Source organism: Chitinophaga tropicalis, from assembly GCF_009758205.1.
GTDB classification, from domain to species: domain Bacteria; phylum Bacteroidota; class Bacteroidia; order Chitinophagales; family Chitinophagaceae; genus Chitinophaga; species Chitinophaga tropicalis.
In genome coordinates this window covers 88,502-103,170 of sequence record NZ_WRXN01000019.1, presented here as the reverse complement: position 1 = coordinate 103,170, position 14,669 = coordinate 88,502, and the positions used below count along the sequence as shown (strand labels likewise).

The following is a 14,669-nucleotide window of genomic DNA, read 5'->3' as shown; positions in this document are numbered from 1 at the left end:
CCTCGTTACTGAATGATATTTTTTGGACCTTTGGGATCAATGCCCCGCTGCATCAGAAAAAATATCATTCAGTAACGAGGCCTGTTAAGTACTTAAGTTTTATTGACACAGTTTATTTTACACACCCTTACAATTAAAAATTTGATATAACCTGGTTCATATACTTTCCCGTTAGACTTGTCATACCTGCAAATCACCAAAGCATGAATAGACTCCGGTGTATCCCTAAGTATGATCGGGCTGCCATTATTTATTTCCGTCTGTACATCCGCGAAAGAAAGATTAAAATGAGAATCTAAAAAAAGGCGGCAACAACTGTTACCACCTTTTTTAGATTCTCACCATTTATTTTTTACAGGCGTCTGTACATGTATGCCCTTTCTCACCGTGCGCATACACATGCTTGCCGCTATCATGGCAGGTCTGGGTGCATACGTGATCTTTCAACTTCATTTTCTTTTCTGTTTTGGCTTTTGGCTGCTCCTTTTTTTTGTCTTGCGCCTGGGTTGCTAATGAAAAAGTTGCCAGGATACAGGTTGCAATGAAAATTTTGCTGATCGATTTCATGTTTCTTTGTTTGTTTTGTTATTGAATAGTTACTTTAATGATGTTACTAATGGCAGGTAACGTAGTAAACCCATTGGGATTAGGTACAGCCTGTATAGGCTTTGATTCAGTCAATGGAGTTCCCGCCAGGTTAAACTGTGTAATACCTGCGCCGGGGAATTGATTCACCGCGGTTCCATCATCATACAATCCAATGGAAGAAGAAACATCGCCTTTCTGCGTAGCATCCCAGCCATTGTCTGAAGTAGCAAAAAACCAGTCGTTGGAGAACCCATACATAGTCGCAATCGCAATCCTGTCACCTTTTATTACCGATAACATTTGAGATACTTTGCCGCCATCAGCGCCATCAATACGTGGCAACAATACTGTATTGGTAGCATCCTTCAGTACATACACTGCTTTTACGCCTTGTTTTGTTTTCAACGTAGCTGCCAGTACATCAGCATTTCCTTTTTGTGCCAGGTCTTTCAGTCCTTCGCCGCGGTCATTTTCTCCTGTCATAAAGAAAGGATTCTGCTCACCGTTGTATACAACCACTAACACAGGTGACAATGGTGTAAATATGCCGGTTTTGCCCATCAGGTAAGTATGCAGTACAGAATTATCGCCCATTTCTGCAATGTTGCTAACACCATTGGCCGAAAGCTTGCCATCTGAGTAGATGGCCTCGGGCAACAATTGGTTACCACCGGCTACATAAGAAAGGGTCCATACACCAGGGCTGAAGGGAGTTTCATTAGCTGTACCACCCGATGTGTTGGTAATAGTAACCGTAAACATAGAATTGCCATTATAGGCTATCGATACCTGCATTAATTTTGAAGCGGCCAGGTAGGTGTTACCATAATCATCAGTTCCATTTACTTCCTTAATGTTCTTTGTCACTTTTTCCATGGTGCCCGGGTGCATTACTGCAGAACCTGGCGCCTGGTTTACCCGCGTACCATTGTCCCATAGTTTTATTTGTGCCGATACATCGCCGGTAATAGGGCTGCCATCATCGTTGTACAATTTAATGCCTGGATTCTCCGGAGCAAAAAAGAGGTCATTACTCCAGCCATACATCGTGGCAAATGTAAGCCGCTGGTTTCTGGCGGCAGAAAAAGTAAAGGTGGTTGATTGACCAGGCAAAATCACTGGTGGCGTACCTGTTCCCTGGAAAATGCCGGTCTCTACCAGCGGTTTGCTGTTAAGCACATTCTCGATGGTAATGGTTTCTGATTGGCTGGGCGGCATATCATTGTCTTTTTTACAGGCGGCCAGAGATAGTAAAGATGTTAATAACGTGCATGTTATTAGTGAGTTATGCTTCATTTATGGTGAGTTTTAATACTACAAAACAAAAGAAACGGTGTCCCACAGATATTGCAGAATTGTAACAAAAGTATCACAGTGATAATTCCTGCCTTTTATTTAGCAACTTTGCCTTCATCAATATGGACAATAAAACAGTACTGATCATCGAAGATGATCCCAACATAGTGGAGCTGCTACGGATTCATTTGCACGACCTGGGTTGTAAGGTGGCATCGGAAAGTGATGGATTGAAAGGATTGGCCTCTGCAAAAGAAGGCCATTTTCAGCTGATTATACTGGACATTACTTTACCGGGGTTGAATGGAATGGAGGTGTGCAGGAAATTACGGCAAACCGACCGGCAAACGCCTATTCTGATGCTTACCGCCAGAAGCGAAGAGATAGACAAAGTAATGGGACTGGAAACGGGGGCCGATGACTACCTGACCAAACCTTTCAGTATCCGCGAATTCATTGCCCGCGTAAAAGTTATTTTCCGCAGAAGCGAAGATTTTACTGCTGAAGCGGGTCCTGCAGCAGCATCTTCCGTAATAACCTTCAGTGGACTTGAAATAGACCTTGACAAGCGAAAGGTAACACTCAATAGAAACCGGGTAGACCTTTCACCCAAAGAGTTTGAACTGATCACTTTACTGGCATCGAACCCCGGTAAAAGCTATAGCCGTAAGCGACTGCTGAACCTGGTGTGGGGATACGATTTTGAAGGTTATGAACACACCGTAAACAGTCACATCAACCGGCTGCGGGCAAAGATTGAAGAAAATGTATCGAACCCTAAATTTATTTTAACCACCTGGGGCGTAGGTTACAGGTTTAACGAGGAATTATAAATGTCAGTACGAACTATAAAAGGCAATCGGCTTTTCTGGAAGATTACCGCAGTGTTTACCGGGCTGTTGATTATTTTGGGAGTAGTATTTGTGATCATCGCTTCAAATTTTTCCAGGTCGTATTACACCGCTGCACACCAGGAATTGTATGGCGATATAGCCCTGCACCTGGCTACATTTACACAACCTTTTAAAAATGGCCGCCCCGACACTACTGTAACGCATGACATCATTCATAGTACAATGGTGGCTAACCCCAGCGTGGAAGTATATTTGTTGGATACGGCTGGAAATATAAAAGACTATGTTGTGCCGGATAAAACGGTACAGATACACCGGGTAGATATTGCCAAGGTAAAACAATGGCTTGCTGCATCCAAAATGCAACGGCCCCTGGGCGATAATCCTAAACAGCCAGGTGAACCCAGTATATTTTCTGCCGCACCTGTGCGCGAAAATGGACGGTTGGTGGGATATGTATACGCCGTACTGGCTAGTGAAAAACAAAAAGCCATTTTGCAGTCGTTAGATAATAATTTGTACTTACGCCTGGCCAGCTATATGTTTTATGCAGCGCTGGCTGTAGCGTTTATCGTAGGCGTTGTGACTTTTTTCCTGATCACCGATAGTATTTGCCATATAGCCGGTGTGGTTAAACGATTTAAAGAAGGTGATTATACCGCGCGGATTGAAGGATATGCACAGGGTAACCTGGGTATGCTTACCTCCACCTTTAATGAAATGGCAGATGTGATCGTAGATAATATTGATAAAATTTCTGCCACCGACAAATTTCGCCAGGAGTTGATCGCAAACGTATCACACGACTTGCGTACCCCTTTATCTATCATGCAGGGATATGTGGAAACACTGATGATGAAAAAGGATGAACTGACTGCTACAGACAAGGAAAAGTACCTGACAATCGTATATGACAGTAACCGGAAGTTGTCGGTACTGGTTGAACAATTGTTTCAATACGCCAAACTGGAAGCTAATTTGATAACGCCTGAAAAGGAACCATTCCTGATCGCCGAGCTGGCGGCCGATATTATGATGGCTTACCAGTTGATGGCAGCTGAAAAGAAGATCCGGCTCAGTATTCAGGTGCCTGATAACTTACCGCTCGTATTTGCCGATATTTCTCTTACAGAGCGGGTGTTGCAGAACCTGCTGGATAACGCTTTTAAATTTACCCCCGCCGGCGGAATCATTACTATTCTTTTAACTGAAACTAATACCGGGGTGAAAGTAGCCGTAACAGATACAGGCGTGGGGATTTCTCCAGAGAACCTGGCGCACATTTTTGAACGTTATAAACAGATCCATCCCCGGTCACCCGAATCGAAAGGAATGGGCATAGGGCTAGCCATCGTAAAGAAAATATTAGAGCTTCACCAGGCGGTCATAGAGGTGTCCAGTGAACCAGGTAAAGGAACCACCTTTAATTTTGAATTACAGGCTATATGAAAGAGAAAGATGCTGTTTGCATCGATTCGGTAATTCTCAATTGCCTGTCATTTTTCTTTAGCATTCTTCCCTGATTACCACCTTAGAACGCTATATCAATTACCAAATTTTTCAGGGACATACTATTCTGTCAATTTGATAAGCAATTACAAATAAAAAAATGCTTTTGCCATCGGCAAAAGCATTTCATCCTCTTTAACGCTTCGTAAAACACACCTGCGAAGGATATTTACTATAAGCAAAAATAATTGAAGAGAAAGGCCCAACTGCCGGCCCGGTTTCCGGGTCAAGCACATACACATTCCCGTTAGATTTGTCATACCCGCAAAGCACCACAGCATGTCCCTGCTGAACAGACCCTGGCGTATACCCAAGTATGATCGGGTTGCCATAATTTATTTCCGACTGTACATCCGGGAAAGAAAGATTACTGATGGCAAGAACCCGGCTCAGGTTATTCATCAGCTGCAACGCATTACTGGGAGACCCCGGTATATTACACGGACCAGGATTAGCGCAGCAAGGCTGGTTCATCATCATACTGGCCAGCTGGCACTGACTGCCCGGCTGCGCAGGATAGAAATAATTATGAACGCTGACAGAACAAGCCAGCCAGCACCAGTTGCTTTGCTCCTGTTTCTGGACTGTAACAGGCAGGACTTTAGCTACATCCACATTTATTTTGGATGCAATAGACTCCATACTTAATTCATTGGAAAGAATCTGGAAGTCAGACGGTATGGCGCTGACAACTTCCTGTTCCTGTAAAGTCTGAGAATGATTTTCCATAGTCAGGTTATTTGAGATGATAGCCTACTCTTTTAAAGGTTTTTCGGCATCTACCTTGAATAAAAGCAGCATTGGTTGCAGATGTAATAACTCCCGAAGGCGCTAAAATGTTCAGGAACAGGAATTTTTTTATCAGCAGGAACAGGATCACCGGCACAAGGTTTCTTTTTTATAATAGCCCAGACAGGAAGCTGATCTTACGCAAATCCTTTTCCGTTATATCTATTGTGACATAACGAGCTAAAGCATCTTGTTTGAATTTTATAATTCTTAGTTTGATTCCTGCAATTGCAATTCTGAGGATCGAACTAAATTTGTTGCTAAACGTTAAGAGACAAGGAAGCATCGGTCAAATTCTTTTAAGGGAATCTCTCTGCAACAGATAGAGAGTGCTGGTTTTGCGCATGCCTGCACCTATTCCTGTATAAGCGATTTTACCCCTGCCATCTGATCCCCCTGCAAATTTTTTATTACTGAAAAGCATTCCTTTATGGTGAAATTAAACATCAACCAGAAAGAGTACTCCGTCGATGCCAGCATGGACATGCCACTGCTATGGGTATTGCGGGACCTGCTCGGACTGACCGGTACGAAATTCGGTTGCGGTATGGCACAATGTGGCGCCTGTACCGTTCATCTGGACGGAGACGCTGTCCGTTCATGTGTTACACTGGTTTCAAGAGCTGTCGGGAAAAAGATAGTGACAATTGAGGGATTGTCGCCCGATACCACACATCCGCTGCAGCTGGCCTGGAAAGAAGTTGATGTACCGCAATGCGGCTATTGCCAGTCCGGTCAGATCATGGCGGCGGCTGTACTATTGAAAGAAAATCCAAATCCTACTGATCAGGATATTGATGATGCAATGTCCGGGAATATCTGTCGCTGCGGCACCTATCCCCGTATCAGAAAAGCCATTCACCTGGCAGCTAAAATGCAGCAGGAAGGAGGTAACGGAAAATGACAGACATACTTAAATCTAGTCGTCGCGGCTTCCTGAAAACAGGAGCTGTATTCGGCAGCGGACTGCTTATCTCATTCGCAGTACCCGGTGCCCGCAGAATAGCCAGCCTGACTAACGCCCAGGGTGGCATGTTTGCGCCTAACGCGTACCTGAGCATAGGTACTGACAATACATTAAAGGTATTACTGGCACATGCCGAAATGGGACAGGGCATATGGACCACCCTTACTATGATGATAGCAGAGGAGCTGGATGCCGACTGGAGCAAAATAGTGGTGGAACACGCTCCCCCCGGAGAACCATATAAACACCCCGCTTTCGGTATCCAGCTGACGGGCGGCTCCAGTACCACCTGGTCAGAATTTGAACGTTACCGCAAAGCAGGCGCCATGGCACGTGCCTTACTGGTACAGGCTGCCGCCGCAAGGTTCGGCGTACAGCCCTCCGCCTGTAAAACAGAGAATGGTTACGTAATAGCAGGCGATAAACGCGCCAGCTACGGAGAACTTGCCGCCGATGCCGCCAAACTGCCACCTCCAACAGATGTTCCCCTGAAAGAGGCCAAAGACTGGAAATATATAGGTAAAGGCGCTAAACGCCTCGATACGCCGGCCAAGATCAATGGCACCGCCATCTTCGGTATGGACGTTCATTTCCCCGGTATGCTGACTGCCCTGGTGGCCCATGCGCCGGTATTTGGCGGAAAGGTGAAGTCCTTCGATGCCTCTAAGGCCAAAGCCATCCCCGGCGTACGCAAAGTAGTACAGGTCCCCTCCGGCATAGCCGTTCTGGCAGATCACTACTGGGCAGCCAAAAAGGGCAGAGACGCCCTGAAAATAGAATGGGACCTTGGCCCGGGAACATCCGTAAACACCACTCAGCTTTTTGCAGACTACAGGAAACTGGCCGATACCCCAGGCATCAAAGTGGTACAGGAAGGTAACGCAGATGCTGCCTTTTCCAAAGCAGCCAAAATAGTGGAAGCTGAATACACTTTCCCTTACCTGGCCCATGCTCCCATGGAACCATTGAACTGTACCATTAAGCTGGAAGACGGAAAATGTGAGATATGGACAGGTACCCAGGCGCCCGGCCTGGAACAGGCGGCGGCAGCAAAGATCCTGGGACTGAAACCTGACCAGATCACCGTAAATACCACCTTCCTGGGAGGAGGCTTCGGAAGAAGAGCTACCGCCGCGTGCGACTGGGTCACCGAAGCGGCAGAGATCATCAAAGCACATGGTAAAGGCACCGTGAAACTGGTATGGTCCCGCGAAGATGATACCCGCGGCGGATACTACCGCCCCGCCTTCCTGCACCGTGTCAAAGTTGGCCTGAACGCAGAAGGAGCTCCCATCGCATGGAAACATATGATAGTAGGCCAGTCCATCATGGCAGGCACCATGTTTGAAGTCATGATGAAAGACGGCATAGACCCCGCATCAGTGGAAGGTGTGAACGACTCTCCCTACATGGAGGCCATCCCAGACCGCTACATAGGGCTTCATTCTCCCCGCAACCAGGTGCCCGTACTCTGGTGGCGCTCTGTAGGTCACACGCATACTGCCGCTGTAATGGAAACCATGATAGATGAACTGGCACATACAGCAGGACAGGACCCGCTGGAATACCGCCGCAAGCTGCTGAAGAACCATCCCCGCCACCTGTCAGCGCTCAACCTGGCAGCAGAAAAAGCAGGATGGGGTAAACCACTGCCTGCCGGAAGATTCCGTGGCATAGCCGTGCACGAATCATTCCTCAGCTATGTAGCCCATGTGGCAGAAATATCTATCAATGACGATGGCAGCATCCGTGTACATCGCGTGGTGAGCGCTATAGACTGCGGACTGGCGGTAAACCCCGATGGAGTAAAAGCACAGATCGAAAGCGGTATCAACTTCGGCGTTGGTGGCGCATTGACCAGCGAGATCACGTTGGAAAACGGACGTGTTCAGCAGAGCAATTACCATGACTATCGCGTTGCCAGGATGTTTGATACGCCTCTGGAGATAGAGGTATATATCGTAGACAGCAAAGAGAAGATGGGAGGCGTAGGAGAGCCCGGCGTACCGCCTGTAGCTCCGGCCATAGCCAACGCCGTTTTTGCTGCTACCGGCAAACGCCTCAGGGACCTGCCCTTTAGCAAGACAAACCTGAAAGCGTAAATACACTACTCCCGATTATTGTACACATAATGAGATGTTATGGCACAAAGAAATAAAAAACAAGTTTTTCATATAAAGAAGATGATTTATCTTCTGTTGGGTGTGACGGCCGTTTCATCCGTTGCATTATCTTTCCGGACAGACGCGCTGAACATCAGCCGGAAAGAAACAACAGAAGAGCCGGTGGCAGAAGCAGATAGCATAGTATCTAAAAAAGCGTTCCTGCAGGCATACAAAGTGCTCATGCATCCACGTTGTATGAACTGTCACCCTACAGGCGACAGACCCCTTCAGGGAGATGACAGCCATGTACATACCATGAATGTGAAAAGGGGTGTCGACGGAAAAGGATTGTACGCCATGAAATGCTCTAACTGCCACCAGCCTCAGAACACACCAGGACTGCACATGCCTCCGGGAAATCCCAGCTGGCACCTGCCGCCTGCAGACATGAAGATGGTCTTCCAGGGAAAATCTCCCCGGGAACTCGCCAGAACCCTGCTGGACAAGTCTCTGAACGGTCATAAGGACAAAGCGGCGCTGCTGGAGCACGTTGCCCACGATACCCTGGTGGCCGCAGGCTGGCACCCTGCAGAAGGACTGGCACATCTGCCCATGAGCCGCGCCGAATTTGTGAAACACTTTAAAACCTGGCTGGATAAGGGCGCTTATCTGCCTGATAAATAAGGATGAAGGAAATTGCAGATATACTGACATCATTTAAACTTGCACAACAGGCCGGGAAGAAAGTTGCCCTGGCCACTGTTGTGCATGTGGAAGGCTCCTCTTACCGCCGCCCCGGAGCCAGGATGCTGGTTACGGAAGACGGACAGCTGACCGGCGCCATCAGTGGCGGATGCCTGGAAGGAGATGCCCTTAAAAAAGCGCTGCTGGCCATCATGCAGCAGCAAAACAAACTCGTCACCTACGATACCACAGACGAAGACGATGCCCGCCTCGGCGTACAGCTGGGCTGTAACGGTATCGTTCACATTCTCTTCGAGCCCATAGACCCGCAGGCGCAACACCATGCCCTGCATCTCCTGGAACAGGCAATGGAAAAACGCAGGGACGCCGTACTGGTCACCCTCTTCCGCCTCAGCAAAGCGGCAGAACAACCCGGCACCTGCCTGCTGTATGCAGATGGTGCTTTCAGCGGACCATTGGAAGAAGGCGCCCTCAGAACTGAAATAGTGAACGACGCACTGGAAACAATGGGCAACCGCCAGAGCCTTATCCGCCGGTACGGAGATGAAAAGCCTGCCCTGCATGGTTTCATCGAACTTTTACAGCCACCTGTTTCCCTGGTTATAGCCGGTGCCGGCAATGATGCCATACCACTCGTTGAAATGGCAGCCATCCTCGGATGGCATACCACAGTAGTAGATGGAAGAGCGCTCTATGCCACGCCCGCAAGGTTTCCCCGGGCTTCCAGGGTCATCGTAACCAAGGCCGCAGAAGTACCTGAAAAGGTAGCTATAGATGCGCGCACGGTTTTTGTACTGATGACGCATAACTATAACTATGACCTGGCCCTCCTCGAAGCGCTGCTGCAGGCTAAAGAAGAAGTGAGATATATCGGTACCCTCGGACCGAAAAAGAAACTGGCGCGCATGCTGGACGAGCTGGCCATAAAAGGGATCTCCGTTACCGGAGAACAGAGGGCAAGGATCCATGGGCCGGTAGGCCTGGATATAGGGGCGGAAACATCGGAAGAGATAGCCCTGTCTGTAATGGCAGAGATCAAAAGCATCCTGTCTGACAGAACAGGCATCCCTCTCAGGGAAAAGGATGGTCCCATTCATGCTTTGTAAAATCATTCATGATGGAAAACGTTGGCATATTGATCCTCGGTGCTGGTAATTCCTCACGTTTAGGTCAACCGAAACAACTGCTGGAATTCCAGGGAAAACCACTGATCTGCAGAATGGTAGATGAAGCCTCCGGCGCAGCAAGCGGCCCGGTAATGATCGTGGCAGGCGCCAGCGCCGTTGAAGTGAAATGTAAACTGCAGGGAACACCCGCACTGATAGTGATGAACGACAACTGGGTAGAAGGTATGGGCAGCTCCATCGCTACCGGCATGAAAGCCATGACCCAACAGTTCACAGAACTCGAAGGAGTGATCATCATGGTATGCGATCAGCCCTATGTCACCAGCGCATTACTACGCCAGCTCGTAGAACAGCACATCATCACCCGCAAAGGGATCATCGCCAGCACTTACGACAATACCGCCGGTACGCCGGTCCTTTTCCATAACAGGTACTTCCGCGCACTCTCCGGCCTCACAGGCCAGCAGGGCGCAAAAAAGATACTGCAGCAATCGACGGACGATCTGGCCCTCGTGCCCTTTCCCCTCGGTGTGCTCGACATAGACACCGCTGAAGATTATCAGCGATTATTAACAGGGGAACTTAGCCAGACTGACAGATGATAATTGATGGATTTAACCGTGTGCACGATTATTTGAGGATATCCCTTACTGATAACTGCAACCTGCGCTGCTTCTATTGCATGCCGGAAGAAGAGTACGACTTTACACCAGCTTCCCGCCTTATGCAGGCCACCGAAATATATGAACTTGCAAAAGTATTCACAGACAACGGAGTACGAAAGATCAGGCTTACCGGCGGTGAACCACTGGTACGTAAAGATGCTGCAGCTATCATCCACTCCCTTTCCACCTTACCGGTCGAGCTTACATTGACCACCAACGGAGCCCGCCTGCATGAATTTGCAGACGTGCTGACAGCCGCCGGGGTACGCTCTCTCAATATCAGCCTGGACACCTTACAGGCAGACAAATTCCTCTTTATCACCAAACGGGACCTCTTCCACCAGGTAAAAGAGAATATCGACCTGATGATAAGCAGGGGAGTGCACGTAAAAGTCAACGTAGTGGCAATGAAAGGACTGAATGATACAGAGATCTGCGATTTCGTGGAATGGACCCGCCTTACACCGGTGCACGTACGTTTTATTGAGTTCATGCCTTTCAGCGGTAACCGGTGGACAAGCAACAAGGTATTGTCCCTGCAGGAAATTCTTACTATTATTGGGGCAGAATACGATTATCTTCCCCTCAAAGGCGGGGCGCATGATACAGCTAAAGGGTTTATAGTACCCGGTCACGCCGGTACATTTGCTGTTATCAGTACCATGACAGCCCCTTTCTGCAGTACCTGCAACAGGATGCGGCTCACAGCAGACGGCAGGCTAAAGAACTGTCTCTTCTCAAAAGAAGAAACAGACCTGCTCACAGCCTTACGCAATGGTCAGGAAGTATTGCCGCTTATCAGGAAAAGCGTAGGCGGCAAAGCGAGAGAGCTGGGCGGACAATTTGCCGCCTCCCTGCAAACCATACAGGCAGAAACAATTGAGAACAGGAGCATGATCACTATAGGCGGTTAACTAATTCAACTCATCATGGAAAAGCATATAAAGGATATTCTGTCAAAAGGGATTCTCAAAGTAAATGGCAGCCTCTGGCTCGAAAGCAGCGGTAAACGTTTCTTTGGCCCCGGCCCTGTAGAACTGCTTGAACTGATCAGTGAAACCGGCTCAATCAACCAGGCCGCCAAAAGAATGAAAATGTCCTACAAAAAAGCATGGGAACTGATCAACAACCTGAACAGCATGTCCGCTTCCCCGCTTGTTCTTACCAGCACAGGTGGCGATAACGGTGGCGGCTCAACTATTTCAGATGAGGCCAGGCAACTGATCGTCTATCACAAAGAACTCCGGACACGTTTCAGTCGCTTCCTGGAAGAAGAAACCAAACGGTTGCAATAAAAGAGGGTTCCTCTTTTTTTTCTTGCCGTTATGTATGTAATTATATAACGATAGCAGAACTCAAACATTAAGCCGCGCGCAGCGCAAAAAAAAGCACCCTCAAAAAATCGCTTTCGCCGAAGGCGAAAGCGATTTTTTGAGCAATTTATCTCGCCTTGAGCACTATTAAACAAACCATTATGAAAACACTTTTACTATTAGCATGCACGCTCGCAACATCCATAGTAGCCGCCCAGGACACCAGCTACATCCAAAGAGACACGGCAGTCAAAATCCTGTCAGAAGTAACCGTATCCGCTTCCCGCACCCGTGAAAGACTCCTCAGTTCCCCCGTAAGCATCCAGAAAGCTAATTCCGCATACTTCAACAACTCTCCCTCACCAGGATTCTTTGACGCCCTGGAACATTTACAGGGCGTACAGATGATCACCCCCAGCCTTGGCTTTAAAGTGCTCAACGCACGCGGCTTCGCCAACACTACCAACGTCCGCTTCGCTCAGCTGGTAGACGGTATGGATGTACAGTCACCTCATATCGGCGGACCAATAGCCAACGCCCTTGGCCCCTCAGATCTGGACATCAGCAATGTAGAGGTCCTTCCGGGCGTCGCCTCAGCGCTCTATGGCATGAATACTATCAACGGACTGGCAAACATCTCTACAAAGAACCCATTTGTATCCGAAGGAGTAAGCATACAGCAGAAGACTGCACTGACACATCTGGGCGACAGGAACAGCCGGGCAAAGCTGTTCTCAGAAACCAGCCTGCGTTGGGCAAAGGTCATCTCCCCGCAACTGGCATTTAAACTGAATGGTACTTTCAGCAAAGGATACGACTGGATAGCAGACGATCACCGGGAACTGAACCCTAACGCCAATGCAAGTACGGGACTGACCGGGGCAGACAACCCGGCCCAGGATCCGCTGAGCAGCTACGGCAACGAATCGTCAGACAGGCGAACAATTTCCCTGAAAGGCAGGAACTATGTAGTGGCCCGCACCGGCTACGATGAAAAAGATGTGGTAGATTACGACCTGCAGAACATCAAAGCAGACGCAGGACTTTACTATCGCCTGAGATCAGGCGCCACACTGAACTACATGTATCACGTAGCCTTGCTGGATAACGTCTACCAGCGCGCCAACCGTTTCCGTTTACAGGATTACCTTGTACAACAGCATGGTCTGCAATACCAATCCAACAGTGTACAGTTAAAAATATACCTGAACAGGGAAAATACAGGCAACTCCTATAACCTGCGCTCCATGGCAGAGAACATTGACCGCAATTACAAAGCCGATAACATATGGTATGCCGACTATACCAACGCCTTTAATACCGCATCCAATGCCGGCGCTACTGCAGCACAAGCCCACCGTGATGCCCGCACAGCTGCCGATGCCGGCCGTTATCTTCCCGGAACTGCTGCTTTTAACCAGACCCTGCAACGTTTACAGCAGATCAATAACTGGGATACCGGCGCTGCCCTGAAAGTTAAAGCCAGCTTCATTCATGCCGAAGGACAATGGGAACTGACCAACGGACTGTTAACCGGATTGAAAAAGAGCACCGGTATGGAATTAATGGTAGGAGCAGATCATCGTACATATATCATTGAACCGGATGGTAACTATTTCATCAATCCTGAGGCAGGGAAGGAGTACAGCAATATCAACTATAGCAAAACAGGTGGTTTTGTCTCTGTTACGCAATACCTCCTGCATAACAGCCTGAAGCTGGGCGCCATTCTGCGTGCTGACAAGAACGATTATTTTCCGTTGATGTTCACACCAAGGTTTACAGCGGTCTATTCCCCTTCAGACATGCACCACTTCCGGCTTTCCTTCCAGAGCGGTTATCGTTATCCCAGCATCTTTGAAGCCTATTCCAACGTAAACAGCGGTGGCGTAAAACGTGTAGGCGGATTACCAGCCATGTCAAACGGTATTTTTGAAAACGCCTGGCTGCAATCTTCCATTACCACATTCCAGCAGGCAGTATTGAATGATATTAACAGCAACGGATTAACACAGGCCCAGGCCATTACAAAGAACGCCGGCCTGCTGAAGAAGAACCCTTATACCTACATAAAAGCGGAGCATGTCAATTCTTTTGAAGGTGGACATAAAGGTGTTTTCATGCAGGGGCGGCTCTTCCTGGATGCAGATTTTTACTTTAACAAGTATAAAAATTTCATTGCCCAGGCTAATATGAATGTACCTAATACCACAAATACAGATTCCATTCCTTTTGCTTTATATAACAGGTCCAGGCAAAGCCCTTACCGCATGTGGACCAACTCCCAGACAGAAGTTTACAACTACGGTGGCAGTCTGGGATTGACCTACACTATACATGGGTACACCGCCAATGCAAATACTTCTTATGCAAAGCTGCGGATGTCAGGAAAAGAGGACGGGCTGGAAGATGGATTCAATACACCCGCCTGGATGCTGAACCTTTCCGTGGCAAAAGAACGCCTCTGGAAACAGGCAGGAGCAGGCATATCCTGGAAATGGCAGAGCAGCTACTACTGGCAGTCCTTCCTCGTGAACGGTGATGTGCCTGCTTATTCATCGCTGGATGCACAGGTAAGCTGGAACTTCAGCAAACTCGGCTGCAAAGCAAAACTGGGCGCCAGTAACCTGCTGAATAAGTATTACTATTCCTTCCTCGGTGGCCCGGCCATAGGCGGTATGTATTATCTCACGCTTACATACACTGTAAAATAATAGCCGGCCGTAGGCCGGTTACCCCTCTCTAAAAAAA

General features: G+C 48.2%; 13 protein-coding genes. 10 read left to right on the top strand and 3 right to left on the bottom strand.

Annotated features, from left to right (window positions below; genetic code table 11):
• Window positions 1-345 precede the first annotated feature (345 nt).
• Both GO493_RS28120 and GO493_RS28115 read right to left on the bottom strand, forming a co-directional pair.
• Window positions 346-567 (bottom strand): hypothetical protein, encoded by a 222-nt coding sequence (locus tag GO493_RS28120; protein ID WP_157309569.1) that lies wholly within the window; start codon window positions 565-567, stop codon window positions 346-348.
• 18 nt (window positions 568-585) lie between these two features.
• Window positions 586-1,806 (bottom strand): spondin domain-containing protein, encoded by a 1,221-nt coding sequence (locus GO493_RS28115; RefSeq protein WP_232539141.1) that lies wholly within the window; start codon window positions 1,804-1,806, stop codon window positions 586-588.
• Window positions 1,807-2,006: 200 nt separating this feature from the next.
• On the opposite strand from GO493_RS28115, the gene GO493_RS28110 reads away from it, so the two are divergent.
• The gene (locus GO493_RS28110) at window positions 2,007-2,717 is read left to right on the top strand and encodes a response regulator transcription factor (protein ID WP_157309567.1); all 711 of its coding nucleotides are present in this window, start codon (window positions 2,007-2,009) and stop codon (window positions 2,715-2,717) included.
• Window positions 2,718-4,187, top strand: coding sequence for a sensor histidine kinase (locus GO493_RS28105; protein WP_157309566.1), 1,470 nt, complete (start codon window positions 2,718-2,720; stop codon window positions 4,185-4,187).
• Window positions 4,188-4,382: 195 nt separating this feature from the next.
• Here GO493_RS28105 and GO493_RS28100 read toward each other — a convergent pair whose 3' ends face one another.
• Window positions 4,383-4,976: a C39 family peptidase gene (locus GO493_RS28100; RefSeq protein ID WP_157309565.1), complete on the bottom strand. Its 594-nt coding sequence runs from the start codon at window positions 4,974-4,976 to the stop codon at window positions 4,383-4,385.
• Window positions 4,977-5,466: 490 nt separating this feature from the next.
• On the opposite strand from GO493_RS28100, the gene GO493_RS28095 reads away from it, so the two are divergent.
• The 8 genes from GO493_RS28095 (at window position 5,467) to GO493_RS28060 (ending at window position 14,632) form a co-directional block, all read left to right on the top strand.
• Window positions 5,467-5,940, top strand: coding sequence for a (2Fe-2S)-binding protein (locus GO493_RS28095; RefSeq protein ID WP_157309564.1), 474 nt, complete (start codon window positions 5,467-5,469; stop codon window positions 5,938-5,940).
• On the top strand, window positions 5,937-8,105 hold the full coding sequence (locus GO493_RS28090) for a xanthine dehydrogenase family protein molybdopterin-binding subunit (protein WP_157309563.1): 2,169 nt from the start codon (window positions 5,937-5,939) through the stop codon (window positions 8,103-8,105). Before GO493_RS28095 ends, GO493_RS28090 begins: the two co-directional genes overlap by 4 nt.
• An 81-nt stretch (window positions 8,106-8,186) precedes the next feature.
• Window positions 8,187-8,792, top strand: coding sequence for a hypothetical protein (locus GO493_RS28085; RefSeq protein WP_232539140.1), 606 nt, complete (start codon window positions 8,187-8,189; stop codon window positions 8,790-8,792).
• Between the two features lie 2 nt (window positions 8,793-8,794).
• Window positions 8,795-9,919 (top strand): XdhC family protein, encoded by a 1,125-nt coding sequence (locus GO493_RS28080; RefSeq protein ID WP_157309561.1) that lies wholly within the window; start codon window positions 8,795-8,797, stop codon window positions 9,917-9,919.
• An 8-nt stretch (window positions 9,920-9,927) separates the two neighbouring features.
• Window positions 9,928-10,542, top strand: a complete 615-nt coding sequence (locus GO493_RS28075; protein WP_232539139.1) for a nucleotidyltransferase family protein — start codon at window positions 9,928-9,930, stop codon at window positions 10,540-10,542.
• On the top strand, window positions 10,539-11,519 hold the full coding sequence (moaA, locus tag GO493_RS28070) for a GTP 3',8-cyclase MoaA (protein ID WP_157309560.1): 981 nt from the start codon (window positions 10,539-10,541) through the stop codon (window positions 11,517-11,519). The genes GO493_RS28075 and moaA overlap by 4 nt, the downstream gene beginning before the upstream one ends.
• A gap of 15 nt (window positions 11,520-11,534) precedes the next feature.
• Entirely contained in the window at window positions 11,535-11,900 is a 366-nt protein-coding gene (locus GO493_RS28065) for a winged helix-turn-helix domain-containing protein (protein WP_157309559.1), read from the top strand.
• 179 nt (window positions 11,901-12,079) lie between these two features.
• Complete coding sequence (locus GO493_RS28060; RefSeq protein ID WP_157309558.1) at window positions 12,080-14,632, top strand: TonB-dependent receptor; 2,553 nt, start codon at window positions 12,080-12,082, stop codon at window positions 14,630-14,632.
• Window positions 14,633-14,669: the final 37 nt, after the last annotated feature.

Coding starts and splice junctions, on each gene's coding strand:
- GO493_RS28120 (WP_157309569.1), bottom strand. CDS start 567: ATGAAATCGATCAGCAAAATTTTCATTGCAACCTGTATCCTGGCAACT.
- GO493_RS28115 (WP_232539141.1), bottom strand. CDS start 1,806: ATGCCGCCCAGCCAATCAGAAACCATTACCATCGAGAATGTGCTTAAC.
- GO493_RS28110 (WP_157309567.1), top strand. CDS start 2,007: ATGGACAATAAAACAGTACTGATCATCGAAGATGATCCCAACATAGTG.
- GO493_RS28105 (WP_157309566.1), top strand. CDS start 2,718: ATGTCAGTACGAACTATAAAAGGCAATCGGCTTTTCTGGAAGATTACC.
- GO493_RS28100 (WP_157309565.1), bottom strand. CDS start 4,976: ATGGAAAATCATTCTCAGACTTTACAGGAACAGGAAGTTGTCAGCGCC.
- GO493_RS28095 (WP_157309564.1), top strand. CDS start 5,467: ATGGTGAAATTAAACATCAACCAGAAAGAGTACTCCGTCGATGCCAGC.
- GO493_RS28090 (WP_157309563.1), top strand. CDS start 5,937: ATGACAGACATACTTAAATCTAGTCGTCGCGGCTTCCTGAAAACAGGA.
- GO493_RS28085 (WP_232539140.1), top strand. CDS start 8,187: ATGATTTATCTTCTGTTGGGTGTGACGGCCGTTTCATCCGTTGCATTA.
- GO493_RS28080 (WP_157309561.1), top strand. CDS start 8,795: ATGAAGGAAATTGCAGATATACTGACATCATTTAAACTTGCACAACAG.
- GO493_RS28075 (WP_232539139.1), top strand. CDS start 9,928: ATGATGGAAAACGTTGGCATATTGATCCTCGGTGCTGGTAATTCCTCA.
- moaA (WP_157309560.1), top strand. CDS start 10,539: ATGATAATTGATGGATTTAACCGTGTGCACGATTATTTGAGGATATCC.
- GO493_RS28065 (WP_157309559.1), top strand. CDS start 11,535: ATGGAAAAGCATATAAAGGATATTCTGTCAAAAGGGATTCTCAAAGTA.
- GO493_RS28060 (WP_157309558.1), top strand. CDS start 12,080: ATGAAAACACTTTTACTATTAGCATGCACGCTCGCAACATCCATAGTA.